This is a genomic window from Chromobacterium sp. (genome assembly GCF_041912965.1).
GTDB classification, from domain to species: Bacteria; Pseudomonadota; Gammaproteobacteria; order Burkholderiales; family Chromobacteriaceae; genus Chromobacterium; species Chromobacterium aquaticum.
Genome location: NZ_JAYSGF010000014.1, coordinates 38635 through 64280, shown reverse-complemented (window position 1 = coordinate 64280; position 25646 = coordinate 38635). Strand labels below are relative to the sequence as shown.

The 25646-nt window shown below is 62.3% G+C and carries 26 protein-coding genes; 10 read left to right on the top strand and 16 right to left on the bottom strand.

The features are described 5' to 3' along the window. Positions 1-12: 12 nt before the first annotated feature. From pabC to ACE3QM_RS09810, 10 genes are all read right to left on the bottom strand, one after another. Positions 13-825, bottom strand: coding sequence for an aminodeoxychorismate lyase (gene pabC, locus ACE3QM_RS09855; RefSeq protein ID WP_374421561.1), 813 nt, complete (start codon positions 823-825; stop codon positions 13-15). Continuing rightward, the gene (locus tag ACE3QM_RS09850; protein WP_374421560.1) at positions 825-2117 is read right to left on the bottom strand and encodes an aminodeoxychorismate synthase component I; all 1293 of its coding nucleotides are present in this window, start codon (positions 2115-2117) and stop codon (positions 825-827) included. The genes pabC and ACE3QM_RS09850 overlap by 1 nt, the downstream gene beginning before the upstream one ends. A 212-nt stretch (positions 2118-2329) precedes the next feature. Beyond that, on the bottom strand, positions 2330-3571 hold the full coding sequence (fabF, locus tag ACE3QM_RS09845) for a beta-ketoacyl-ACP synthase II (protein ID WP_231461961.1): 1242 nt from the start codon (positions 3569-3571) through the stop codon (positions 2330-2332). A gap of 180 nt (positions 3572-3751) precedes the next feature. Next, the gene (gene acpP / locus ACE3QM_RS09840) at positions 3752-3991 is read right to left on the bottom strand and encodes an acyl carrier protein (protein WP_048410558.1); all 240 of its coding nucleotides are present in this window, start codon (positions 3989-3991) and stop codon (positions 3752-3754) included. 106 nt (positions 3992-4097) lie between these two features. Then, positions 4098-4835 carry a 3-oxoacyl-ACP reductase FabG gene (gene fabG / locus ACE3QM_RS09835; protein WP_048410557.1) on the bottom strand — a complete coding sequence of 246 codons (738 nt, stop codon included), beginning with the start codon at positions 4833-4835 and terminating at the stop codon, positions 4098-4100. Between the two features lie 52 nt (positions 4836-4887). After that, a complete protein-coding gene (gene fabD / locus ACE3QM_RS09830) occupies positions 4888-5817 on the bottom strand; it encodes an ACP S-malonyltransferase (RefSeq protein WP_048410556.1) in 930 nt (309 codons plus the stop codon). Between the two features lie 127 nt (positions 5818-5944). Beyond that, on the bottom strand, positions 5945-6904 hold the full coding sequence (locus ACE3QM_RS09825; RefSeq protein WP_231461962.1) for a beta-ketoacyl-ACP synthase III: 960 nt from the start codon (positions 6902-6904) through the stop codon (positions 5945-5947). Between the two features lie 5 nt (positions 6905-6909). Continuing rightward, positions 6910-7947 carry a phosphate acyltransferase PlsX gene (gene plsX, locus ACE3QM_RS09820; protein WP_048410554.1) on the bottom strand — a complete coding sequence of 346 codons (1038 nt, stop codon included), beginning with the start codon at positions 7945-7947 and terminating at the stop codon, positions 6910-6912. Positions 7948-8004: 57 nt separating this feature from the next. Further along, entirely contained in the window at positions 8005-8184 is a 180-nt protein-coding gene (gene rpmF, locus ACE3QM_RS09815) for a 50S ribosomal protein L32 (protein ID WP_011136965.1), read from the bottom strand. Between the two features lie 46 nt (positions 8185-8230). Next, complete coding sequence (locus ACE3QM_RS09810; protein ID WP_048410553.1) at positions 8231-8734, bottom strand: DUF177 domain-containing protein; 504 nt, start codon at positions 8732-8734, stop codon at positions 8231-8233. A 107-nt stretch (positions 8735-8841) separates the two neighbouring features. On the opposite strand from ACE3QM_RS09810, the gene ACE3QM_RS09805 reads away from it, so the two are divergent. The 3 genes from ACE3QM_RS09805 to pncB are packed head-to-tail and all read left to right on the top strand — an operon-like array spanning position 8842 to position 11340. Continuing rightward, on the top strand, positions 8842-9423 hold the full coding sequence (locus ACE3QM_RS09805) for a nucleoside triphosphate pyrophosphatase (RefSeq protein WP_231461964.1): 582 nt from the start codon (positions 8842-8844) through the stop codon (positions 9421-9423). After that, a complete protein-coding gene (locus tag ACE3QM_RS09800) occupies positions 9420-10124 on the top strand; it encodes an SAM-dependent methyltransferase (RefSeq protein WP_374421559.1) in 705 nt (234 codons plus the stop codon). Before ACE3QM_RS09805 ends, ACE3QM_RS09800 begins: the two co-directional genes overlap by 4 nt. 16 nt (positions 10125-10140) lie before the next feature. Then, positions 10141-11340, top strand: coding sequence for a nicotinate phosphoribosyltransferase (pncB, locus tag ACE3QM_RS09795; protein WP_231461986.1), 1200 nt, complete (start codon positions 10141-10143; stop codon positions 11338-11340). On the opposite strand, the gene ACE3QM_RS09790 is transcribed toward pncB, so the two are convergent. Further along, positions 11329-12204: a Rossmann-like and DUF2520 domain-containing protein gene (locus tag ACE3QM_RS09790; protein ID WP_374421558.1), complete on the bottom strand. Its 876-nt coding sequence runs from the start codon at positions 12202-12204 to the stop codon at positions 11329-11331. The two genes, pncB and ACE3QM_RS09790, sit on opposite strands and share 12 nt — an antisense overlap. A gap of 98 nt (positions 12205-12302) precedes the next feature. Between ACE3QM_RS09790 and ACE3QM_RS09785 the strand changes: the two genes are divergently transcribed. Genes ACE3QM_RS09785 through ACE3QM_RS09775 form a run of 3 tightly spaced genes read left to right on the top strand, consistent with a single transcriptional unit; the run spans position 12303 to position 14304 of the window. After that, the gene (locus tag ACE3QM_RS09785; RefSeq protein ID WP_048410550.1) at positions 12303-12875 is read left to right on the top strand and encodes a LemA family protein; all 573 of its coding nucleotides are present in this window, start codon (positions 12303-12305) and stop codon (positions 12873-12875) included. A 2-nt stretch (positions 12876-12877) separates the two neighbouring features. Beyond that, positions 12878-13801, top strand: coding sequence for a hypothetical protein (locus ACE3QM_RS09780; protein WP_374421557.1), 924 nt, complete (start codon positions 12878-12880; stop codon positions 13799-13801). A 50-nt stretch (positions 13802-13851) separates the two neighbouring features. Continuing rightward, entirely contained in the window at positions 13852-14304 is a 453-nt protein-coding gene (locus ACE3QM_RS09775) for a BLUF domain-containing protein (protein WP_053074443.1), read from the top strand. Between the two features lie 8 nt (positions 14305-14312). On the opposite strand, the gene ACE3QM_RS09770 is transcribed toward ACE3QM_RS09775, so the two are convergent. Then, positions 14313-15590 (bottom strand): O-acetylhomoserine aminocarboxypropyltransferase/cysteine synthase family protein, encoded by a 1278-nt coding sequence (locus ACE3QM_RS09770; protein WP_374421556.1) that lies wholly within the window; start codon positions 15588-15590, stop codon positions 14313-14315. Positions 15591-15632: 42 nt separating this feature from the next. Between ACE3QM_RS09770 and ACE3QM_RS09765 the strand changes: the two genes are divergently transcribed. Continuing rightward, positions 15633-15770, top strand: coding sequence for a hypothetical protein (locus ACE3QM_RS09765; RefSeq protein WP_374421555.1), 138 nt, complete (start codon positions 15633-15635; stop codon positions 15768-15770). 489 nt (positions 15771-16259) lie between these two features. Then, entirely contained in the window at positions 16260-17399 is a 1140-nt protein-coding gene (locus ACE3QM_RS09760; protein ID WP_053074442.1) for a porin, read from the top strand. Between the two features lie 445 nt (positions 17400-17844). Here ACE3QM_RS09760 and ACE3QM_RS09755 read toward each other — a convergent pair whose 3' ends face one another. The 3 genes from ACE3QM_RS09755 to ACE3QM_RS09745 all read right to left on the bottom strand — a co-directional run bounded on the left by ACE3QM_RS09755 (position 17845) and on the right by ACE3QM_RS09745 (position 22060). Further along, a complete protein-coding gene (locus tag ACE3QM_RS09755; RefSeq protein ID WP_374421554.1) occupies positions 17845-18915 on the bottom strand; it encodes an ABC transporter ATP-binding protein in 1071 nt (356 codons plus the stop codon). Continuing rightward, positions 18908-20650 carry an ABC transporter permease gene (locus ACE3QM_RS09750; RefSeq protein WP_374421553.1) on the bottom strand — a complete coding sequence of 581 codons (1743 nt, stop codon included), beginning with the start codon at positions 20648-20650 and terminating at the stop codon, positions 18908-18910. The genes ACE3QM_RS09755 and ACE3QM_RS09750 overlap by 8 nt, the downstream gene beginning before the upstream one ends. Before the next feature lie 318 nt (positions 20651-20968). Then, positions 20969-22060, bottom strand: a complete 1092-nt coding sequence (locus ACE3QM_RS09745; protein ID WP_048410546.1) for an ABC transporter substrate-binding protein — start codon at positions 22058-22060, stop codon at positions 20969-20971. A 122-nt stretch (positions 22061-22182) separates the two neighbouring features. On the opposite strand from ACE3QM_RS09745, the gene ACE3QM_RS09740 reads away from it, so the two are divergent. Beyond that, complete coding sequence (locus tag ACE3QM_RS09740) at positions 22183-22848, top strand: response regulator (RefSeq protein WP_048410545.1); 666 nt, start codon at positions 22183-22185, stop codon at positions 22846-22848. Then, a complete protein-coding gene (locus ACE3QM_RS09735; protein ID WP_374421552.1) occupies positions 22849-24270 on the top strand; it encodes a sensor histidine kinase N-terminal domain-containing protein in 1422 nt (473 codons plus the stop codon). A 112-nt stretch (positions 24271-24382) separates the two neighbouring features. Here ACE3QM_RS09735 and ACE3QM_RS09730 read toward each other — a convergent pair whose 3' ends face one another. Beyond that, the gene (locus ACE3QM_RS09730; protein WP_082151092.1) at positions 24383-25033 is read right to left on the bottom strand and encodes a TetR/AcrR family transcriptional regulator; all 651 of its coding nucleotides are present in this window, start codon (positions 25031-25033) and stop codon (positions 24383-24385) included. Positions 25034-25646: the final 613 nt, after the last annotated feature.

Here is a 25646-nt window from a genome sequence, read left to right as displayed (position 1 = left end):
CGACGTCTAGCTTCAGGCTTGAAGCGACAGGCTGTGTTGCAGGGCGCGCAGCAGCGGATGAGGGCTCCAGCGGCGCTCGCCCAAGCGGGTAATCTGCCAGATACCCATCAGGCTATTGGAGAGAAACACCGCATCGGCGTCAATCAAGCGCTGCATGGAAAGTCGCGTTTCAGTAAAAGAGCGTCCGATATCCAAACAATGCACGGTCAACCAATCCCGCACCGCGCCGTTCACGCCGCAACGGTCCAGCCTGGGCGTGGCGATGGCCTCGCCTTCCAGCACATAGACATTGCTCATCGTGCCCTCCGCCACCCAGCCTTCCATATCCAGCATCAGGCCTTCGGCGATGGCCGGATCTTGCCATTCCGAGCGTGCCAGCACGTTCTCCAGCCGGTTCAGATGCTTGATGCCGGCCAGCGCCGGCTGCAAGGCCAAGCGGGTTTCGCACCAGCGCGCCGTCACGCCCTGTTCGGCGCGCTCCGGCGGATAGCCGTTCCAGGGCGCGGCGCTGACGATGCGGGTGCACAGTGGCGCCTCCGGCATCGCGTAGCCGCGCGCGCCTTCGCCGCGGGTCAGCACGATCTTGGCCGCCGCGCGCGGCAGGCCGTCCGCCGCCGCGGCCAGTTCGGCCAGCAACAGCGCCTCTTCGGGCGGAGGCAGGCGCAGCCGGCGCGCGTCCTCGCACAGCCGCGCGTACTGCCAGGCCCACAGGCGCGGCCGGCCGCTCAGCAGCTCCAGGGTGCGGAACACGCCGTCGCCGTAAGACAGGCCACGGTCCGCCGCCGCGATGCGCTCGTCGGGACGGCCATTGATCAACATCGCCATCAGGCCTGCTCCACGCCCAGCGCCCGCAGCAGGCCGCGCGCCTTGTGGCGGGTTTCCTGCAATTCGCGTTCGGGATCGGAGTCGGCGACGATGCCGCCGCCGGCACGGAAGCGCAGCTTGCTTCCCTCTTGCATGAAGCTGCGGATCAAGATGTTGAAGTCCATGGTGCCGTCGCGGTTCAAATAGCCCAGGCTGCCGGTGTAGGCGCGGCGCGCGCTGTTTTCCAGCTCGCGGATGATCTGCATGGTGCGCACCTTGGGACAGCCGGTGATGGTGCCGCCGGGGAACAGCGCGCGCAGCACATCCGCAGGCGTCACATCGTCGCGCAGCTGGCCGCGGACATTGGATTCGATGTGATGGACATAGGCGTAGCTGGCCACCGCCATCAGTTCGTTGACCTCCACCGTGCCCGGCCGGCTGATGCGGCCCAGATCATTGCGCTCCAGGTCGATCAGCATCACGTGCTCGGCGCGTTCCTTGATGCTGCTGATCAAGCGCTTCTTCAATGCCGCGTCCTCGACCGGGTCCTGTGAACGCGGATGAGTGCCGGCGATAGGCCGCGTCTCCGCCCAGCCGTCGCGCACCCGCACCAGCCGCTCCGGCGAGGAACTGACGATCTGCGCATCGCCAAAATCCGCCAGCGCCGAGAACGGCGCCGGATTGGCGCGGCGCAGAGCGGCGAACAGATCCGGCGCGCTCAGCCCCTCGCCCAGTTCGGCACGCCAGCCACGCGATATATTCACCTGGAACACATCGCCTTCGTAGATGTAGCGCTTGAGGCGGAGCACCGCGTCGGTATACCACTGCGGCGGATCTTCCTCCAGCGCGGCCAAGACCACCGGCTTGGGCTGGAAGCCGGGCTGTTCGGTCACTCGCTGCTCGAGCGCGTGCCAGTCCTCGGCGGTTTCGCCCACCAGCCAGGCCGCCTGCTTGGCTCTATCCACCAGCACCGCGGCCGGCGTGCGCGCCCATACCGCCAGCGGGAAGCTGTCTTCCAGCGCGGCAGGCACTTGCGGCTCGAACTCGGACAACAGATCGTAAGCCAGATAAGCAAACCAGCCGCCGACGAAAGGCAGGCCGTGCGGATTGGACACCGCCTGCGGCTGGAATGCGCGTAGCTGGGCCAGGAAGTCCTGTCCCTCGCCCGCCATGAACACGCGCCGCTCGCGCTGCATCAGCAGCAGGTCCCAGCCGCTGTCGCCGGATGACTGCATCAGGTAGGGGAAATGCTCGCGATCCGCCACGTGCAATGCCAACAGATCGGGGATGAAATCGAGTTTCTGGGTGAACATCTATGATCCTGGGCCGGCAAGGCCCGGCGCTGATTCTGAATTGATAATATTTTTTGCCGCGAAAGCCAAGCCCTGCGCCATGCTCGCGGCCGACCTTGAGAAGCGGTTCAAAGCCTTGTCGGCGAGAAGATGAAAGACTCCTGGCGACAATAAAGAAAAACCGCTGCGAGTGTAACGCAGCGGTCTTGGCTGTCAATCGCCGGATATGGCGATCAAACGCGCTTGAACACCAGGGTGCCGTTGGTGCCGCCGAAGCCGAAGGAGTTGGAAATACCCACTTCTATCTTCATGTCGCGCGCGGTATTGGCCACGTAGTCCAGATCGCAACCGGCCTCCACATCCTGCTCCTGCAGGTTGATGGTGGGCGGCGAAACCTGATTGTGCACCGCCAGGATGGTGTAGATCGCTTCCACGCCGCCGGCGCCGCCCAACAAGTGGCCGGTCATCGACTTGGTGGAGTTGACCACCAGTTTCTTGGCATGGTCGCCAAACGCCAGTTTGATCGCCGTGGTCTCGTTGGCGTCGCCCAGCGGCGTCGACGTGCCGTGCGCGTTCACATACTGCACCTGATCGGCATTGATGCCGGCGTCGCGCAGCGCATTGGCCACGCCGCGCGCCGGGCCCTCGGCGCTGGGCGCCGTGATGTGGTGAGCGTCCGAGCTCATGCCGAAGCCGATCAGCTCGGCGTAGATTTTCGCGCCGCGCTTGACCGCGTGCTCATAATCCTCCAGCACCAGCACGCCGGCGCCCTCGCCCATCACGAAGCCGTCGCGGCCCTTGTCCCAAGGACGCGAGGCCGTGGCCGGATCGTCATTGCGGGTGGACAGCGCCTTCATCGCGGCGAAGCCGCCTATGCCCAAGCGCGAAACCGCGCCTTCGGAACCGCCGGCCACCATCACATCGGCGTCGCCGTACTGAATCATCCGCGCCGCGTCGCCGATGCAGTGCGCGCCGGTGGTGCAGGCGGACACGATGCCATAGGTCGGACCCTGATAGCCTTTCAGGATGGATACCTGGCCGGCGATCAGATTGATCAGCGAACCCGGAATGAAGAAGGGGCCGATCTTGCGCGGGCCGCCCTCCATCAGCGCCACGCCGGTGTCCTCGATCAGCGGCAAGCCGCCGATGCCGGAACCGATGTTGACGCCGACGCGGGTCTTGTCCAGGCCCGGAATATCATCCAGCCCAGCGTCCGCCACCGCCTGCAAGGCCGCGGCGATGCCGTAATGGATGAACAGGTCGTTACGGCGGGCTTCCTTCGGCGAGATATAGTCGCTGATCTCGAAGCCCTTCACTTCGCCTGCGATCTGGCAAGCCATGTCGCTGGCGTCGAAACGGGTAATCTTGGTGATGCCGCTATTGCCGGCCAGCAAATTGGCCCAGCCGGTGGCGACATCATTGCCGACCGGGGACACATGACCCAGGCCGGTTACTACAACTCTGCGTTTTGACACGAAGAATCTCCGTGAGAGATGGGAGGGCAGTCTCCCGAGAGACCACCCGCGCGCCGCGATGCGCTGGCTCTTAGACCGACGATCAAACGCGCGTTTGGCATCCTCTTGGCAAAAGACCTCTGCAAAGAGACCAGAACGGCTCCGGGCAGAGGTCCTAATACCCCCTCGAAAGGGAAGGAATTACTTTTTCAGATGAACGCTGACGTAGTCAACGGCCTGCTGAACGGTGGTGATCTTCTCGGCTTCTTCATCCGGAATTTCGCACTCGAACTCTTCTTCCAGAGCCATTACCAGCTCAACGGTGTCGAGGGAGTCGGCGCCCAGATCGTCCACGAAGGAAGACTCGATTTTGACTTCGGCTTCGTTCACGCCCAGTTGTTCGGCAACGATCTTCTTAACGCGCGCTTCGATGTTTTCCATTTGTTTAAACCCATGACCTTTCTGATTCGGGATAACAAAACCCCGGTATTCTACAAAAAAAAATTAGAGCAGCCTACCTAAATCTCCAGGCGGGCTGCAAGCCTGTTTACGGCATCAACATGCCGCCGTTGACATGCAGCGTCTGGCCAGTGATGTAGCCAGCGCGATCCGACGCCAAAAACGCGGTGGCGTCGGCGATATCCTTGGCATCGCCCAGGCGCCCCAGGGCGATCTGCTCCACCAGCGCCGCGCGTTGCGCTTCCGGCAGCGCACGGGTCATATCGGTGTCGATAAAGCCCGGCGCCACGCAGTTGACGGTGATGTTGCGGCTGCCCACTTCGCGCGCCATCGACTTGGTGAAGCCGATGATGCCGGCCTTGGCGGCCGAGTAGTTGGTCTGGCCCGGGTTGCCGGACACGCCCACCACCGAGGCGATATTGATGATGCGGCCGAAACGCGCCTTCATCATGCCGCGCAGCACGGCCTTGGAGGTCTTGAACACCGACTTCAGATTGGTGTCCATGATGTCGTCCCAGTCCTCGTCCTTCATCCGCATCAGCAGACCGTCGCGGGTGATGCCGGCATTATTGACCAGCACCGCGATCGCGCCGAATTCTTTCTCGATCGATTCAACCAGCGCCTCAATCGCGCCAGCCTCGGTCACGTTCAGCACCCGGCCGGCGCCGCCGTGGGCGGACAAGCGTTCATGGATGCCGGCCGCGCCGGCCTCGCTGGTGGCGGTGCCGATGACGATGGCGCCTTCGGCCGCCAGCGCCGCCGCGATCGCCGCGCCGATGCCGCGCGACGCGCCAGTGACCAGGGCCACTTTGCCTTGCAGGCTCATTGCTGTCTCCTTGCCTTTATCGCGGCCGCGCCGTGGCGCAACCGCATTGTATTCAATTCAGTTCGCCGCGGGCGGCTTCCAGCGCCGCCACATCGGTCAGCGCCAGGCACTTGACGTTGCCGTCTATGCGCTTGGCCAAACCGGCCAGCACTCTGCCCGGTCCGCACTCCGCCATCTGCGTCACGCCGTCGGCGGCCAGCTTCTGGATGGTTTCGGTCCAGCGCACCGGCATGTACAGCTGACGGGTCAAGGCGTCGCGGATTTGCGCCGGTTCGCCGTAGCTGGCGACGTCGGCATTATGCAACACCGGGATGGCCGGCGCGCCGATATGCACTTGCTCCAGTGCCGCCGCCAGCTTCTCAGCCGCCGGACGCATCAGCGAACAGTGCGAGGGCACCGACACCGGCAAGGGCAGCGCGCGCTTGGCGCCGCGGGCCTTGCATTGCTCCATCGCCCGTTCCACCGCGCCTTTATGACCGGCGATCACCACCTGGCCCGGCGAGTTGAAATTGACTGCTTCCACCACTTCGCCCTGAGCCGCTTCCGCGCAGGCGGCGCGGATATCGTCATCGGACAGATTCAGAATGGCCGCCATCGCGCCGATGCCTGCCGGCACCGCGGCTTGCATCGCTTCCGCGCGCAAGCGCACCAGCTTGACCGCTTCCGCGAACGGCAGCGCCGCCGCGGCGACCAAGGCGGTGTATTCGCCCAGGCTATGGCCGGCCACCAGCGAAGGCTGACGACCGTTCAGCTCCTGCCAGGCCAGATAAGTGGCATAGCCGGCGGCCAGCATGATGGGCTGGGTATTGACGGTGGCGTTGATCTCGTCGGCCGAGTCCGCCTGCAGCATCGCCCACAGGTCGACGCTCAGGGCGTCCGATGCTTCGTCAAAAGTGTGTTTCACCACGGGCAGATCGGCGAAGCCGTCCATCATTTTCAAGCTTTGCGAGCCTTGGCCCGGGAACAGAAAAGCAAACGACATAGTCGACTCCTGAGAATTCGACGCAAGAATGACGCAAATCGGCGGCCTCTGCCAAGCCTAGCGATCAAATATCGCCTTGGCTAGTGACCCCACGGTCAGCCGTCCGCCGCTTGCGCCGGATAAGGGATCAGATCTTCAACAGCACCGCGCCCCAGGCGAAACCGCCGCCAATTCCTTCCAGCAGGACAGTCTGGCCACGGCGAATGCGTCCGTCGCGCAGCGCGCAGTCCAGCGCCAGCGGAATGGACGCAGCCGAGGTATTGCCCTGTTGCGGCAATGTGACGATCACGCGCTCCATCGGCAGCCCCAAATGCTTGGCGGTGGATTCGATGATGCGCAGATTGGCCTGATGCGGCACCAGCCAGTCCACTTCGCTCTTGTCGACGCCGGCTTCGGCCAGGGTCTTGGCGGCGATGTCGGACAGGGCCTTGACCGCGAATTTGAATACCGCCGGACCGTCCATGTGCAGATAGGGCATGCCCTGGATCTTGCCGCCGGAAATCTGGGCCGGGGTATTGAGGATGTCTTTGTAGCGGCCATCCGCCGCCAGCTTGGCGTGCAGAATGCCGGGCTCGTCGGAATCGCCCAGGATCACCGCGCCGGCGCCGTCGCCGAACAGCACGCAGGTGCGCCTGTCGTCCCAATCCAGCACCCGGGACATGATTTCCGCGCCCACGACCAAGGCGCGGCGGGCCATGCCGCTCTTGATATAGTTGTTGGCGGTCACCAGCGCGAACATGAAGCCGGCGCATACCGCCTGCACGTCGAAAGCCGGACAGCCGGGAATACCCAGCTTTTCCTGCAGCAAACAGGCGGTGCTGGGGAAAACCATGTCGGGCGTGGTGGTGGCCACGATGATCAGATCGATCTCGTGCTTGTCGATGCCCGCGCTCTGGATCGCGGCTTCCGCCGCCTTGAGCGCGAGATCGCTGGTTTTGTGTTCATCTGCGGCAATATGGCGCGCGTGGATGCCGGTGCGCGAGACTATCCACTCGTCGCTGGTATCCACGCGTTCGGCCAATTGCGCATTGGTGAGCACCTGCTCGGGCAGAAAACTGCCGGTGCCTAGAATGCGGGAATAGCCCATGGTTGTCAGTTCGCTTCCGCCTCGGACTGCTTGAGATTATTTAATTGGTGCGCAATCCGGTCGGCGATGTGACCAATCACGTCGGAGCCGGCTTCCTCGCAAGCCTGTTCCAGCGCGTAACGGAATCCTGTGACATCGGTCCCGCCGTGGCTTTTCACCACGATGCCGCGCAGCCCCAGCAAGCTGGCGCCGTTATAGCGGCGAGGATCGATGCGCTTCTTGAACAGTTTCAACACCGGCAGCGCGGCCAGCGCGCACAAGCGCGTCCACCAGCTGCGGCCGAACTCTTCACGCAGGAATACGGCAAACATGTGAGCCAGCCCCTCAGCTGTCTTCAATGCCACATTGCCGGTAAAACCGTCGCAGACCACCACGTCCACCGTGCCCTTGCAGATGTCGTCGCCCTCCACGTTGCCGTGGAAATTGAGCTCGGACTGGCGCAGCAGTTCGGCAGTCTTCTTGATATTGTCGTTGCCCTTGATGTCTTCCGAGCCGATGTTCAGCAGGCCGACGCGGGGAGAGGCGTTGCCGCTGAGGCACACCACCAGTTCGGACCCCATGATGCCGAACTGCAACAGTTGTTCCGGGGTGCAATCGACGTTGGCGCCCAAATCGAGCACGCAAGATGAGCCCTTGACGGTGGGCAGCATTTTGGCGATGGCGGGACGGTCGATGCCGGGAATGGTCTTGAGTACGAAACGCGCGGTCGCCATCAGCGCGCCGGTGTTGCCGGCGGACACGGCGGCCTGGGCCTCGCCTTCCTTGACCAGATTGATGGCCACCCGCATCGACGAATCTTTCTTGTTCTTCAAGGCGAGTTGAGGCGCCTCATCCATGCCCACCACCTGAGTGGCATGCTGGATGCGGATGCGTTCACGCGCGACGCCTTGATGCGCGGCCAGTTCCGCCTCTAGGGCTGGCTGGTCGCCAACAAGAATCAAACGGGTGTCGGGATGGTTTTGCAGGAATTGGATCGATGCAGGGACGGTAACCTTGAGGCCAACGTCACCGCCCATTGCATCAACCGCGACGGTGATAGTCATCAACGAGTGCGGTAATAGTGCTGCCTAATCAGTGGGGAAAGTAGGAAGACGGGGAGATTACTCGCCCTTGGTCTTCACAACTTTGCGGCCGCGGTAGAAACCGTTCGGGCTGATGTGGTGACGCAGATGCGCTTCGCCGGTGCTGGCTTCTACTGCCAGGGCCGGAGCGGTCAGAAAATCGTGTGCACGATGCATGCCGCGCTTGGACGGGGACTTTTTGTTCTGTTGAACAGCCATGGTCGACTCCTAAGAAATTCAAGTAGATTCGGTTCGAATCCGGGTTTTACTCGGACTTGGGTCTCTTAAGCGCCGCCAGCACCGCAAACGGATTGGGCTTGTCAGCCTTGGCGAGCGAGAGAGTTTCCCTGCCGCAGTCGTCGTGTTTCGGCGAAAGCGGCAAGCCCATAATGATTTCGTCTTCGATCAGCGCCGTCAGGTTCAATTCCGGTTCGGCGATGACCGCGTCCAGCTCCTCGTCCTGCTCGCAAGCCTCTTCCAGCTTGTCGGGGTCGGTAAACAAAGTGATCACCGAATCGGTGTCCAGGCTGTACGGCATGCTATCCATGCAGCGCTGGCAGGTCACTTTGAGTTCCGCCGACAAATGAAGACGCAGCGACAAACGCTTCAAGCTGTCGCGAAAACCATCCAGGGTGTACTCCACATCCCCGGAGGTGTCGGACAGATCGCTGTGCACGCGCTCATCCAGCTCGCCAACCGGCAGTTTGCCGGCCTGCGAACGCCCTTCCCGGGCGAACTTGAGCGGATCGATCAAAATCGGTTTAGACATAAACCTCGCATGGTACAATCCATTCCCCTGATTTGTCAAAAGAAACAAGGAGCCCTCCGCGCGCGCCGCCAGGCCGCCCCGGCTCCGCAACAAGCGACGTCCACATCATGCAGATCGTACTGGCCTCCACCTCCCGCTACCGCCAAGAAATCATCGCCCGTCTGGGCCTGCCCTTCCACGCCGAACCGCCGGTGTGCGATGAAACCCCGCTGCCGGGCGAAACCGCGCTGGAAACCGCGGTGCGCCTGGCGCGCACCAAGGCGCAATCGCTGGCGGACAAGCATCCGCAAGCGCTGATCATAGGCTCAGATCAAGTGGCATTGCTTGACGGGCAGCAGATCGGCAAGCCAGGATCGTTTGAAAACGGCGTCAAGATGCTGCAATGGATGAGCGGCCGCACCGTGGTGTTCCACTCGGCGCTGGCCTTGTACAACAGCGCCGAGCGCCGGCTGCAGGAGGCGGTGGGCATCACCCGCGTCACCCTGCGTCCATTGAGCGAAGCGCAAATTCGCAATTATCTGGAACGCGAGCCGGACGCGCTGCACTGTGCCGGCAGCGCCAAAAGCGAGGGCCTGGGCGGCGCGCTGCTGGAGCGCGTGGAGTCCGACGATCCCAATGCGCTGATCGGCGTGCCCTTGTTCAAACTGATCACGATGCTGGCCAACGAAGGTGTGGAGATTTTGCAATGAGCGGCACCCTGTTCCTGATTCCCGCCCCGCTGGGCGACGAGTCCATCGCTTGGCTGCCCGAGGCCGAATGCGCCAAAGTGCTGCACCTGACCCGTTTCGTGGTGGAGGCGGAAAAAACCGCGCGCAGACACCTGAAAGCGCTGGGCATCAACACGCCCATCCGCGAACTCGCCATGAGCACGCTGAACGAGCACACCGCCGCGACCGACGTCGCCGCCCTACTGCAACCGCTGCTGGACGGCCATGACCTGGGTCTGATTTCCGAAGCCGGCTGCCCGGCGGTGGCCGACCCCGGCGCGCAACTGGTGGCGCTGGCGCATGAGCGTGGCATCCGGGTGGAACCCTTGATCGGCCCTTCGTCCATTCTGCTGGCGCTGATGGCCAGCGGCGCCAATGGCCAATGCTTCGCCTTCCACGGTTATCTGCCAGTGGACGCCGCCGACAAGGCCAAAATAGTCAAGGAACTGGAGCAGCGCTCGCGCCAGCGCAACGAGACCCAAGTCTTCATCGAAACACCGTACCGCAACAACGCGCTGCTGCAGCAATTGCGCGACACCCTGTCCCCGGCCACCCGGCTGGCGGTGGCCTGCGACCTAACCCTGCCGAGCCAGACCATCGTCAGCCGCCGGGTCAAGGACTGGCCCAAGGACGCGCCGGACCTGCACAAGCGCCCGGCCATTTTCATCATTCACGCCGCCTGAACCCACCATGGCCAAGATTCCGCCGCTGATACACTCCCTGCTGGACACCGATCTTTACAAATTCACCATGCTGCAAGTGGTGCTGCACCAATTCCCGGCCTCGCACGGCGAGTACGAGTTCAAATGCCGCAACCGCCCGGACATGCCGCTGACCCAGTTGAAGAAAGAACTGGAAGCGCAACTGGATTGGCTGTGCCAGCTGCACTTCACCCAGGAAGAACTGGCCTATCTGCGCACGCTGCGCTTCATCAAGAGCGACTTCGTCGATTACCTGGAATTGTTTCACCTGCAGCGGCGCTTCATCACCGTGTCCTGCGAGGACGGAGAACTGGCGATTCGCATCAAGGGACCGCTGGTGCAGGCGATGTTCTTCGAGATCTTCGTGCTCGCCATCGTCAACGAATTGTATTTCCGCCGCCTGGATTCGGCTGAAGTCCGCGCCGAGGGTCTGCGCCGGCTGGACGCCAAGATCGCCGTGCTGGAACGCTTCCGCGACAGCGAGGCCGCGCAGCAGCGCTTTCCCTTGCTGATCGCCGACTTCGGCACCCGCCGCCGCTTCAGCCGGGAATGGCAGCAACACGTGGTGGAGCGCCTGAACAGCGCGCTGCCGGACATCTTCCGCGGCACCAGCAATGTCTACCTGGCCTGGAAGCTGGGCATCACCCCCATCGGCACCATGGCTCACGAATTCTTCCAGGCCTTCCAGGCGCTGGGCGTGCGGCTACGCGATTTCCAGAAGGCGGCGCTGGAATCCTGGGTGCAGGAATACCGCGGCGATCTCGGCATCGCTCTGACCGATGTGGTGGGCATGGATGCCTTTCTGGCCGACTTCGATCTCTATTTCGCCAAGCTGTTCGACGGCCTGCGCCACGACAGCGGCGATCCCTATCAATGGGGCGAGAAAGCGATCTCGCATTACCGCAAGCTGCGCATCGACCCGGCCACCAAGATGCTGACCTTCAGCGACGGCCTGAGCGTGGACAGCGCGCTGGACCTGCAGCGCCACTTCAGCCCGCACATCCAGATCAGCTTCGGCATCGGCACCCATTTCACCAACGACATGGGCCTGGAGCCACTGCAGATCGTGCTCAAGCTGGTCAGTTGCAACGGCCAGCCGGTGGCCAAGTTGTCCGACAGCCCCGGCAAGACCATGTGCAGCGACGAGACCTTTCTCGCCTATCTGCGCCAAGTGTTCAAGGTGGCGCTACCGGCCTGAGTCCTCGTCGAGTTCCAGCGCGCTCAGCACTTGCCGGCGCGCCGGCTCGGACAGGCGCTCGCCGGCCAGCGCCGCCGTCTGTCGACCCAAGGCTTGATAGGCGGCGCGCAAGCCGGCGTCGTCCATCGCCTGCAGATGCAGCGCCACCGTCGACGCGTCGCCGCGCACGATGGGCCCGGTCAGCGCCGCCTGCGGCCCCAAGACCAGCGCATTCTCCAGCGTCTGCCGCATCAAGCCGCCCAGCAGCGGAGTCAGCAGCTCGACCGGCACGCCGCCCTGGCGGGCCAACTCTTGCGCCATCGCGGTCAGCGTCACCAGATAATTGGACGCCACCGACAAAGCCGCGTGATAAGCCGGCTTGCCGCCGGCGGCCAATTGAAACGGCCGCCCGCCCACGGCCTGCGCCAGCGTCCGCAAAGCGGCGCAGGCCGGCGCATCGCCCTCCAGCGCGCACAACACATCGACGAAATACTCGGCCGCCCGCTCCGGATCGGCAAATGAGAAAGCGGGATGCAGGCTGCCCAGGTGCGCGCCGCGCGCCGCCAACGGCTGCAGCATGCCGGATTCGCTGACGCCGCTGGCGTGAAACACCACGGCGCCCGCCGGCACCACGCAGGCAGCGGCCAGCGCTTGGGCGCAGTCGGCGATGGCCGCGTCCGGCACCGCCAGCAGATAGAGATCGGCCGGCGCCAACTGCGCCCAATCACAGACCGGCCGCCCGGCGCCGATGAATTCGCAGGCCGCGCGCGCCGACTCCAGTCGCCGCGTCATCACGTCCAGCACCCGATAGCGCCCGGAGCCTTGCGCCAGCCGCGCCAGGGTCTTGCCCAGGCGGCCGGCACCGATGATGCTGATGGAATTCACGCTTTCCCCTCTTTCTGAATGTAGCGACAAGCCGCCGCCGCTGGACAATAATGCCAGCATCCGCCGCCAAGTCCGCGCGGCCTCGCAAAGGATTCCATATGAAGCTGGCCATCTTCCTCGCCGCCGTCGCCGCCGCGTTGCTCTACCTGGTCACGCTCTACAATGCGCTGGTCAATCTGAAGCACCAACTGACGCAAAGCTGGGCCAATATCGATGTCATCCTCAAGCAGCGCCACGACGAGCTGCCCAAACTGGTGGAAGTGTGCCGGCAATACGCCGCCTTCGAACAGGAAACCCTGACCCAGGTGATGGCCGCGCGCGGCGCCGTCGCCGACTCCGCCCGCGCGCGCGACCCGGAAGCGCTGGGCGCCGCCGAGGGACGGCTGCACGGCCTGATCGGCCAGCTCTACGCGGTGGCGGAGGCGTATCCGGCACTGCAGGCCGATCAGCAATTCGCGCAATTGAGCGAACGCATCACTCAATTGGAAGAGGCGCTGGCCGATCGCCGCGAACTGTACAACGAGGCGGTCAAGCTTCACAACGCCCGCATCGAACAGTTTCCCGACTTGCTGCTTGCCCGCCTGTTTCATTTTCCGCCGGCCAGGCCGCTGCGCTTCGCCGCAGCCGAAACCCGTGATGTCGACATGCAAGCGCTGTTCGCGCGACGCTGAGCATGCCGTTCATTTTCGCTTCGCTGTTGCCGGAATTAAGCCTCGGCCTCTACCTGCTTGCCGGCGCAGTGTGGCTTGGCGGCGTCACGCGCTACGGTCTGTTGTTCGTCGCCGCGGTGGGCCTGTTCAGCTGGCATGCCAACTACCGCCGCTACCGGCAACTGGCCGACACCCCCACCTCGCGGCTAGCCAGCGCGGCGCTGGGCCAGGTGGAATTGTCCGGCATGGCCCGCTGCCACCCCAACGCGCCCAACTACAGCCCCTTGAGCGGCCGGCGCTGCGCCTGGTACCGCTGCTGGCGCATAAATGAACGCGGCAAGCTGGATCTGGAAGACTGGCTGCGCTGGACCATGCAGCGTTCCACCCGGCTGGCCGCCCGTGTCAACCCGCCGGAAATCAGCAGCGACGACAGCTTTCTGCTGGTCGACGGCGACGCGGAAGCCACCGTGCTGCCGGGCTCGGCCCAGGTTATCGCCCATCATCGGCGCCGTTGGCACGAGGACGGCATGCTGCTGATAGAGGAATGGATAGACGAAGGCGAGACCATCCATGTGCGCGGCCAATTGTCACGCCTGGAGCCGCGCGTCGGCGCCATCGAGCTGCGCTTGGACATCGGCGCCAAGTTGGCGGAGTGGAAACGCAACCAGGCCGAGCTGCTGCGCCGTTTCGACCTGGACGGCAACGGCCAGTTGGACCAGCGGGAATGGGGCCTGGCGCGCGCCGCGGCGCAACGCGAAGTGCTCGCGCTGCATAAAGAGATGGCGCGGCAGCCCGCGTACTGGCTACTGGCCGGCAATGAGCAGAGCGGCCCGCCCATCATCACCACGCTGCCGCCGCGGCAAAGCGCCAGCTTGTTCCGTCGCCGCGCCTGGCTGCACGCCGTCGTGGCTTTGGTCTGCGTGTTGGCCTGGCTCAAATTGACTTAACCGTCAGGCGCTATACTGCAAGCAAGAGTTCTCGCCACGCGGAGCACACGATGATCCGTCTGATCTATAGCAGCGCAGCCCAGCACCCGGTATCCGCCGGGCTCATGCACGCCCGCATCGGCCGTTTTCGCGACTACAACCACAGCCAGGGCATCGCCAGCGTGCTGCTGATGTTGAACGACGATTTCCTGCAGATACTGGAAGGACCCGAAGACGTGGTCGATGCGCTGTACCAGCGCATCGCGCGCGACCCGCAGCATCATCAGCTGACCCTGCTGTCGCGCGAAGAAATCGATCATCCGATGCTGGCGGATCATCCGCTGGAATACATCGCGCCAATACAGCCGGCCGACGGCAAGCCCCTGTCCGCCGCCGCCATCGCCCGCGACGCCGGCTGGACCCTGCACGGCAAGGTCCAGCAGGTAATGCAGAGCTTCCTGGACGGCAAATGGCATCACCACCTGCCTAATGGCATGAATCCCCAGGTATTGCGCCGCGGCTGAGCGAGGCGTTATGAAGCCGCGGCGACCAAGGCCTGGTCAATGTCGGCCAGAATGTCGTCGATATGTTCGATGCCGATGGAAAGCCGCACCATCTCCGGACGCACCCCGGCGCGTAATTGCTCCTCTGCGGACAACTGGCGGTGAGTGGTGGTGGCCGGATGGCAGGCCAGCGACTTGGCGTCGCCGATATTCACCAAGCGGGTCACCAACTGCAAGGCGTCGATGAAACGACCGCCGGCGGCCGCGCCGCCGCGGATGCCGAAGGACAGCACGCCGGAAGCGCGGCCGCCGAAATAGCGCTGCGCCAAGCCATGGTCCGGATGATCCTCCAGCCCGGCGTATTCCACCCACTCCACCGCCGGGTGCCGGCGCAGACGTTGGGCTACTTGCAAGGCATTGGCGCAGATGCGATCCATGCGCAGCGCCAGCGTTTCTATCCCTTGCAAGATCAGGAAAGCGTTGAACGGCGCCAGCGCCGCGCCCATATTGCGCAGCGGCACCACCCGCGCCCGCGCGATATAGGCGGCCGCGCCCAATGTCTCCACGTAGTTGACGCCGTGGTAGCTGACATCCGGCGTGTTCAGACGCGCAAAGCGCTCGGCGTGCTCAGCCCAGGGGAAGCGGCCGCTGTCCACGATGATGCCGCCTATGCTATTGCCGTGGCCGCCCAGATATTTGGTCAGGCTGTGCACCACGATGTCGGCGCCGTGCTCGAACGGCCGGCATAGATAAGGAGACGGCACCGTGTTGTCGACGATCAGCGGCAGGCCATGACGATGCGCCTGATCGGCGAAGGCGGCGAAATCAACCACATTGCCCAGCGGATTGCCGATGGACTCGCAGAATACCGCCTTGGTGCGCGCGTCCGCCATTTCGCCAATCCGCTGCGGCTGGCGGTAATCGGCGAAACGCACCTCGATGCCCAATTGCGGCAGCGTGTGCGCAAACAAATTATAAGTGCCGCCGTACAAGGTGCCGGTGGCGATGATGTTGTCGCCGGCCTCGGCGATGGTTTGTATTGCGTAGGCGATCGCCGCCATGCCGGACGCCACCGCCAGCGCGCCGATGCCGCCCTCCAGCGCAGCCACCCGCTGCTCCAGCACATCGGTGGTCGGGTTCATGATGCGGGTGTAGATATTGCCCTGCACCTTGAGATCGAACAGGTCGGCGCCGTGCTGGGTGCTGTCGAAGGCGTAGCTGGTGGTTTGATACAGCGGCACCGCCACCGCCTTGGTCGTCGGGTCCGGCGCATAGCCGGCATGCACCGCCAGGGTTTCCAGTTTCATCGCGTCATCCTTCTATATGGAGTGAGTTGCCCAGGTTCAGACATGCAACCCGACTACCTTAGCCGGGAAGCGGCAACAGCAAAAGAAGCAAAACGCCGCGCCATAAAAGCAAACGATCTACCATTCCGCACAAAAACCACCACAAGAGCAATCATTCACAGAAGAATCAAATCAATATGAATAATATTTTATAAACAACAAGTTAGCACTCACCACACCACTAAAAACGGGTAACCATCGCCCCTGACAGCACTATTTACATAGCCTTCGCTTTCTATTATGATTCAGATACGAATTCATTCTGATGTGCTTCTTGCAGCATCGTGAATTCTCTTCAAGTCACGTTGATTTCGAGCCCGCCCTCCGCGGGCTCATTTTTTTTCACTGCCGCCACCGCTCCCCATCTCCACACCCACGCTAAAATCCTTATGGCATAAGGAATGTAGGCGATAGATGCTTTTTTACAACACTTCACTCCCATTCACATAATTCATATTTTCTTCATTTCGTTCATTGGCTTAGCAAGACTTTTCCATGTAAAACCACACATAGAAAGCAACATTTGGTTGTTGATTTGCAACACGCCATTTACCGAAAAGTTGCATTTAAACAACTTAGCCAATAGCATTTGCTCACATTCCTAAACCCATATAAAAGGATGACTTGACCATGAAAAAGAGTCTGATCGCCCTGCTGGTAGCTACTCTGCCGGCCGCAGCTTTCGCTGACGTTACCATCTACGGCAAAATCAAAGGCGGCGTAGAGTACGTTGACAACGGTTCCACCAAGCAAACCAACATCGACGACCTCGGTTCCCGTATTGGTTTCAAAGGCAAAGAAGACCTGGGCAACGGTCTGAAGGCTATCTGGCAAGTTGAAACCGGTTTTGGCATCGACGGCCAATCCCGCACCGGCTCCAGCAGCGGCACTTTCGCTAGCCGTAACTCTTTCGTAGGCCTGCAGAGCGATCTGGGCACCCTGCGTCTGGGCAACGTGTCCAACTTCCTGGACAGCGACATGGGCATCGTTGACAGCTGGGAATACAGCAGCGACGCACTGGGCCTGGGCATTTTCACCCGTGACGGCAAGCGCCTGAAGAACTCCGTGCGCTACGACATGCCGAGCATCGCTGGCTTCAGCGCCGCTCTGCAATACGGCACCAAAGAAGACAAGACCTCGAACACCCAAGCGCGTGAAACCGCTATCGTTGGCCTGGGCTACGAAAATAGTGGCTTCTTCGGCAAGTATGCTTACATCCATGAAAGCAAAGCCAACTCTTCTGTTGGCCTGTTCGAAGATCCGATCACCGGCAAACTGACCGTAGCTGACAAAGCTGATGGCCAAATTGCTCGTGGCTCCATCGTTAACGCCACCGCTAACGACAAACACCGCCTGGAAGTTGGCTACAACGCCAACAATCTGCTGGTTGCTTTCGGCTACCAACAGCAGAAAGGTGGCTTGGACATCCTGGGTACCACTTGGGCTAACCAAATCATCAACGGTGCAAGTTATTCCGGCGCTATTGATGTAAACGGTAAAGTAAAAACTCGCGAGTATGCTCTGACTGCCGCCTACACCATCGGTGCATTCACTCCGAAGTTCACCTACGCTCGCGGCGACAAAGTTGAAATCAGCAGCGTAAAACTGAACGACTCGCAGTACAGCCAGTACGTGCTGGGCGTTGACTACGCGATCTCCAAGCGCACCACCTTCGGCGCGCAATTCGGCCAGATCGATGTTAAAGGTGGCCTGGATAACGCCAACAAGGATCTGAAGGCCTTCGGCCTGAACATGATCCACGCATTCTAATTTGTCGGTTCGACGCAAGAACCCACGAACATGAGTGAGAAAAAGGCCCGCGCAAGCGGGCCTTTTTCATTGCGGCAAGCTTCGACACACATCAGGCTTTTCAATCCCACCCTATTCCTCAGATCTCCCGACAATAGCTCATGCACTGGCAGTGCCAGACCGTGGCTAGCGCGCCCCCCCCCTTCCCACTAGACATCGACGCCCCATTCACCCATCGTCATTAACACCTGCTCCGCCGCACGCGGCCATAAAAAAAGAGCAAGCCTCGCGCTTGCCCTTTGCCGATACCCTTAGAACCTGTTCAAAGTCTGCTGCGCTTCGGCGATACGGCGTTGAAACCAAGCTCAAAATGCTCATGTACCACGTGTACATTCCGCTTTTTCGCTCGTTTTCGCCTTGTCTCGCCCTTGCTCGCGAGACTTTGAACAGGCTCTTACAGAGTCAATCAGGCTGGAACCGCCTCGAACGCCCAGGTGTCCTCCTGCCGAAACTCCGCCCAACATTCGCCGTTCGGCCTGGCCTGCTGGCCAAAGGCGCGCAAGCGCAGATCGCCATGTTGCAACAGGTATTCCCAGCGGTCGCCCAGATACATCGACGCGATCAAGCGCGCCGGCAGGCTGTTGCCGCCGGGCTCGTCCTGCACCCGTAGCCGCTCCAGCCGGATCACCGCCTGCGCCGATTGTCCCACTTGCAGCACCTGGCGTGCGGTGGCGCGCAACTGCCAGCCCTCGCCTTGCAAGGTGACGCTATCGCCATCCCGGGCGGCCACCTTAGCTTGCAGCGTATTATTGGCGCCCATGAATTGCGCGGTATAAAGAGAAGCCGGCGCCGAATACAGCTCGGTCGGGCTGCCCGCCTGCTCGATGCGGCCGTTCTTCAGCAGCAGGATCTGGTCCGACATCGCCATCGCCTCGCCCTGATCGTGGGTAACGCACAGCGCCGACAAGTTCAACGACACGATCAGCTCGCGCAGCCAGGCGCGCGCCTCTTCGCGCAGCTTGGCGTCCAGATTGGACAGCGGCTCATCCAGCAGAATCACCGGCGGGTTGTACACCAGCGCGCGGGCAATCGCCACGCGCTGCTGCTGGCCGCCCGACAGCTGATGCGGATAGCGCTCGGCCAGGTGGCCGAGCCCGAGCTTGTCCAGAATCTGCCGCACCCGCGCCGCGATGTCCGCCGCAGGGGTTTTACGCAGCTTCAAGCCATAGCCGACATTCTGCGCCACGGTGCGATGCGGCCATAGCGCATAGGACTGGAACACCAGGCCCAAGGAGCGCTGCTCCACCGCCAGATTGCAGCCGGCCGCGCCGTCGTACAGCGGGCGGCCATCCAACAGGATGCGACCCGCGGATGGCTGCTCCAGCCCGGCGATGGCGCGCAGCAAGGTGGTCTTGCCGCTGCCTGAAGCGCCAAGCAAGGACACCACCTGACCGGCGGCCAGGTCGAAGGACACTCCTTGCAGGATGGGGTTGTGGTCGTAATTCAGATGCAAATCGCGCACGCTCAGCTTAGTCATGCAGTTTCACTCCCAGACGCAAGGCCAGCGCCAAGCCGGCGCCCACCATCAGAATATTGATCACAGACAGGGCCGCCACCTGGTCCACCGCGCCGGTGGCCCACAGGGATACCAACAAGGAACCGATCACCTCGGTGCCGGGCGACAGCAAATACACCGCGGTCGAATACTCCCGCTCGAAAATCATGAAGATCAGCAGCCAACTGGACAGCAGGCCGAAACGGATCAAGGGCAGGGTCACGTCCAGGCTGGCGCGGCGCTGTGACGCGCCGGCGCTGCGCGCCGCTTCCTCCAGCTCCGGCCCCACTTGCAGCAAGGCGCTCTGCACCAGCCGCATGCCATAGGCCAGCCAGACCACGGTGTAGGCCAGCCAGATCGACAGCATGCTGTTCTTGGCGCCCTGCAAGCCGGGCACGAACAGAAACACCCACAGGAAGGCCAGGCCGGCCAGGATGCCCGGCACCGCACGCGGCAGTAGCACCAGGTAATCCAGCACGCGCGCGCCCCAGTCATTGCGACGATGGCCGGCGAAACCGACCAGGGTGTAAAAACCCACCGCCAGCGCGCCGCCGATGATGCCGACGCCCAGGGTGTTGACGATGGCGCGGACGATATTGTCCTCCTCGAACACCAGCGCGTAGTGATCCAGCGTCAGCGTCTCCAGCAAGGACACGCCCTCGCCCCAGTGGCTGACCACCGAGCGCAGCGCGATACCGGTAATCGGCACCACCACGGTGAGGAACAGCCACAGCAGCACGATGGCCAGAGCCACATAACGCCACGGCCCCAACGACAGCGGATGCTGACGTCCGGCCTTGCCCTTGAGGGCAACAAAACGCTGGGCGCTGCGCAACAGCCGGCGCTGCAGCAGGACCAGCGGGAAGGTGATGGCGATCAGGCAGACCGCCACCGCCGCCATCAAGTGATAAGACGGAATCCCCAGCTTATTGGTCAGCTTGTACAGATAGGTGGCCAGCACCAGATGCCCTTCCGGGTCGCCCAGCACCAGCGGCAGGCCGAACACCTCGAAACCGAGAAACACCACCAGCACGCCGGAGAACAGCATCGCCGGCATCACCATCGGCAGACTGACGTCGCGCGCCACGCGGAAGGGGCTGGCGCCGGCCACGCGCGCGGCTTCCTCCACGTCCGAGCCCAGATTGCGCAGCGCCGCCGACGCATATAAATAGACATGCGGCACATGGGTCAGCCCCGCCACCACCGCGATACTGGCCAAGGAATAGATATTCCACGGTAGCTCTTCCACGCCGAACCACTGTTTGAACCACAGCGAATAAAAGCCCACTGGTCCCGCCGCCACCACATAGCCGAAGGCCAGCACCATAGGCGACACGAATACCGGCGTCAGCAGCAAGGGCTCCAGCCAGCGCCGCCCCGGCAGATCGGTGCGCGCCATCAAGAAGGCCAGCACTCCGCCCAGCGGAATCGCGATCAAGGCCATGCCGGCGGCGATCACCAGTGAATTACCGAGCGCGGACCAAAAATCGGAGTCGGTGAACACGAAACGGTAGGCGGCCAATCCCATGCTCTTGTCCGCCATGAAGAATGGCTGATCCAGCAGGCTCTGATACACCACCAAAGACAGCGGCGCCAGCACCAGCGTCGCCAATACGCCCATGACCAGCCAACGGCTGATCGCGCTCCAGCGCGGCGCCCCGCCGCGCGCGGCGGCGGGGCTCGCGGCGGTCGCCGTGAGCTTTACGGAAGAATCCATGCTTGCTCCCAGGCCTGACGCACAGGCCTTTGTGCCGTCCGCGCCGGGCGGACGGCTGATGAAGGAATAGGGAAGGCCGGCTCAGAACCTGTTCAAAGACTGCTGCGCGTCGTGGAGCGTTACACGGTGAGTACCGCTTCGAAATGCTCATGTACCGCTTGTACATTCCGCTTTCTCAGCCACAACGCCTTGTCTCGCTCTTGCTCGCGAGACTTTGAACAGGCTCTCAGGGCACGGTTGACGATCCGCCACGCGGGGAAAAGACCACGAGGAATCGTGAACCGCGTCAAACCGCCGGCCAGACCATGCGGCGGCGCGCTATTTCTTCAGCGCCTGCTGCCACTGACGCATGAAGTCCAGACGCTTGGCCTGGTCCAGATAGACCAACAGGCCGGTGCCCACCTGGATAGGCTTGGCGCTGCCGCCCAATTGCTGATTCAAGGCGGTAATCGACGCCGCACCGCTGACATCGCTGCGCAGGGAGAACAGCTCGGACTGGTTGGCCAGCACGGTCTGGCCGCGCTTGGACAATAGATAGTCCAACCACAGCCGCGCCGCGCTGGGATTGCGCGCTTTCTTGGACACGATGGCCAGACGGCTGACCACCTGGGTGTAGTCCTTGGGATAGACATAGCCGATGGCCGGATCCTTCTTGGCCTTGGCGTAGGCATAGGAGCCGAGGATGTTGTAGCCGATCAGGTTCTCGCCCGAGGAAATCCGTTCCATCATCGCGCCGGTGGAGGTTTGCAGCTTGACGCCGCTGGCGCCCAGCGCGCGCGCCAGTTCCCAGGTACCGGCGCTATTGTGGCGAGCGTCCTGGGTCAGAAAATTGAAACCGACGCCGGATTTCTCGATATCGTAACTGGTGACCTTGCCCTTGAAGCGGGCCGGATTGGCCTTGAGGATGCGCACTAGGTCGGCACGCGTCTGCGGAATCTCCGCCGGCTTCAACAAGCGCTTGTTGTAAACGATGGCCACCGGTTCGTAAGTGGTGCCATAGGCTTGCTGCTGATAATGCGCCCAGGACGGTAGATTCGGCGTCTCCGGCGAGGCGTAACTGGCGGCATAACCATCATTGACGAACTTCACCTGCAAATCCATCGCCGAACTCCATACCACATCGGCGCTGGCGCTGTTGGCGGCGTTCTCGCTGATGAAGCGGTTATAGATCTCGGTGCTGTTCATATCGTGGTATTCCACCTTGACGCCGGGATACAAGGCCTGAAAGTCCTTGATCAAGGGTCGCGCGGCGGCGCTGTCGGTGGCCGAATACACCACCACCTTGCCCTCCTTGGCCGCGGCGTCCACCAACTGCTGATAACTGGCCGGATACCCGGCGGGCACGGCCGCCCAGGCGGCGGCGGAACCCAGCGCGCAGCACAGCGCGGACAAGCTTCTGACTCTATTCATGGTGTTGCTCCTTGGTAGCTGAAGATGTTGAGCACATCTTTCGACGGCGACGCTCTATTGGCTTCGCTTGCCCAGCCATGATATTAGAGTGAAGCTTTCAATCCGCTTTCAATGAGCCAACCATGCGCCTGCTTTTGGTGGAAGACAATCCGGCCTTGTCGGAATCGCTGGCCCAGGCCCTGCGCCAGGCCGGCTTCGCCGTGGACTGCATGCTCAACGGCAGCGACGCCGACCATGTGCTGCGCACCCAGGATTACGCGCTGGCCATCCTGGACCTGGACCTGCCCAAGCTGGACGGCTGGGAGGTGCTGCGCCGGCTGCGCGGCCGCAAGCAGGCGCTGCCGGTGCTGATCCTGACCGCGCACGGCTCGGTGGAAGAAAGGGTTCGCGGCCTGGATCTGGGCGCCGACGATTACCTGGCCAAGCCTTTCGATCTCAATGAGCTGGAAGCGCGGGTGCGCGCGCTGATCCGCCGCAGCCATGGCCGCGAAAGCCCGTTGCTGCAACTGGGCCCGCTCAGCTACGACAGCATCGGCCGCCAGTTCCAATTGCATGGCGACACGCTGCGGCTGACGCCGCGCGAGCACGCGGTGCTCGAGGTGCTGATGCTGCAGGGCGGCAAGGCGATAGGCAAGACCCAGCTATCGGAAAAGATCTTCGGCCTGGATGAGTCCGGCAGCGCCGAGGCCATTGAAATCTACGTGCACCGCTTGCGCAAGAAACTGGCGGAGCAGCCGGTCTCCATCGTCACCTTGCGCGGGCTGGGCTATCTATTGACCACGCCGTAAATGCGCAAACTTCTTTCCCGCCTCAAGCCCGCCAGCCTGCGCAAGCAGCTATTGCTGGGGCTGTCGATACCGCTGCTGCTGATGCTGGCGCTGGACGGCTGGATGACTTATGACCGTGCCTTGCAGGCGGCCAATACTGCCTTCGACCGCATGCTGCTCAGCTCCGGCCGCGCCATTGCCGACGGCGTCGCCGCCCATGGCGGCGCCATCAGCGTGGACATCCCCTATTTCGCCTTGCAGATGTTCGAATCCAACGCCTCCGGCAAGGTGTTCTACCGGGTCAGCCGCGACGATGGCGCGGTGCTGACCGGCTATGAGGACCTGCCCCTGCCGCCGCCACGCCGCCGCGCCGAAATCCGCTACCAGCCGGACTACTCGGACATCGGCTATCACGGCGACACGCTGCGGCTGTTGACCCTGCGCCAATCGGTGCGCGACATGGCCACGCTGCAAAGCCGCGACGTCTGGATCCAGGTGGCGGAAACGCCGGAATCGCGCCAGCAACTGGCGCGCACCCTGTTGCTGGGCGCGTTGGCGCAGGAGGCGCTGCTCGGCGCCATCATGCTGGTCATCGTGCTGCTGGCGGTCGGCCACAGCCTGCGGCCGCTGCGCCGCTTGTCGCGCAAGGTGGGCGCGCGCAAGGACACCGACCTCAGCCCGCTGCCCAGCAGCGAACTGCCCACCGAACTGACTCCGCTGGTGGACGCGCTGAATCAGCAAGGCGTGCGCTGGCACAAGCTGCAGGCGGCACGGCGCCGTTTCATCGACGATGCCGCCCATCAATTGAAAACACCGCTGGCGGTGATGCGGACCCAGGCGGAATTGGCCCAGCGTCAAGCATCCGAAGCCGCCTTGCGGCAGCAATTGGACAAACTGCTGGCCTCGCTGGACAGTGCCAGCCATGGCGTGCAGCAATTGCTGCAACTGGCGCGGGTGGAGCCCGACAACGGCCAGGCGATCGCCTTGACCGAAATGGATCTGGCCGCGTGGCTACGGGAATGGGCGCTGGAACAAGCCGCTTGGGCTCATGGCCAAGGCGCGGACCTGGGCTACGAAGGCGAGGAAACGGTGACGGTACGCGGACATGCCGGCTTGCTGCGGGAGGCGCTGGGCAATCTGCTGGACAATGCCATCCGCTACCACCCGGTCGCCGGCGCCGCCCGCATCACCCTGGCCGCCGGCGCGCTGCCGGCGCCGTGGCTGCGCATAGACGACAACGGCCCCGGCATTGCCGATGCGGAACGGGACAAGGTATGGCAGCGCTTTTATCGCATCGCCGGCGCCGCCAGCAACGGCAGCGGGCTGGGATTGGCCATCGTCAGGGAAATCGCCCACCGCCACGGAGCGACGGTGGAGTTGAGCCGCAACGCCGGTGGTGGCCTCAGCGTCAAGCTGCAATTTCCGCCAGCAGGCATGGGATAGACTTCGAGCCCGTGTTACGGGCTCGCGAGCGAAGACGAAAACCGCCGAGAAAGCGCGATGCCCATATGGCGCATCTGTGTTTCGAAGCGGTTTTTAACGCAGAACCACCGTCTTAGAACGGCAATTGGTATAAGGGATTGCGGCTATCGGCGCCTTCGGCGCGAATGCGTTCCAGCTCGCTGCGCAAGGCGGTCTGCAGCCACTGCTCGCGCATCTTGTCGCCTTCGGGATGCTCGTTCAGCATCCGGTACAGCGCCATGCCATGGAAGGTGGTCATCATGGTCAGCAAGGTGGCGAAGAAGCCGGTGGAGATCGCGTAGCGCGGAAACAGCGATGCCATCAGGGCGACGAAGCGATCGCGGAAGTAGTTGCTGGAACTGGCCAGGAAGATTTCCCGCAGATCGGCGGTGGTGCGGGCCGCCATCAGCAGCTCCATCAACACAATGTGGCGCGGTGACAGCACCAGGGCCTTCATCAGCGCGACGATCCGTTCCTCTTCCGGCATCGTGCTGGGCATTTCCGCCGCCAGCTTGAGCCCGGCTTCGAAAATATCGTCGACCACCTTGCGCCCCACCGGCAGCATCAGTTCGTTCTTGGTGGCGAAATGGCGGAACAATGCCCCCTGGGAGACGCCAGCCCGGCTGCAGATCAGTTGCACGCTGGTGCCGTGATAACCAAACTCCAGCAGACACTCGATGGCCGCCTCCACCAGTTTTCCGATGGTGGACTCCCTACGACTTTGTTGTGTTCGTCTAGTTTGCATTATATTCTTATGTCATGTTTATCCCAACCAAGCTTTGATGATACGCGAAACTGTAGTCATAAGCGAGGGTGAGCACACGCTAAATAGGCCAGTGAGTAGTTTCAACTAGGGATAAGCGGGACAAGCTTGATCTTTTTAAGAATATTTCCTAATTACCCTTAAGAAGAGATCATTAATATTAAAATATCCATTATTAAATTGCGCATTTTCAGCGCTTTGGAACATTTTAGCTGAAGGGCTGTCATGGTCACCGCCGCACGCGGACGCCAACCTAGCGGCGTGGCGTTCGCGCAACGCTGGCCCGGCAAGGCGGAGAGCCCGCCATAATCAAGCAGGGAAAGGATTGTCGCAACCCGGACCATGGCCGGATGACCGTGAAAAAGCCCGTTTCAAGCCAGGCCCGCACAGGCTGCGCCGCTGGCGCAAACGACAAGACATGCATGAACAAGATAACAAGCAACTACTAAAGTAATATCACCCTTAGCTAGCAGCTAGTCTCTAAACGAAAAAACAAATAAGCGAAAACAACATTTCAAGAAAAATAAGCTGGCGGCTTTGCGAAATCGTTAAAATAATCACGATTAAGTTCACATACGAACATTAACCCAAAACA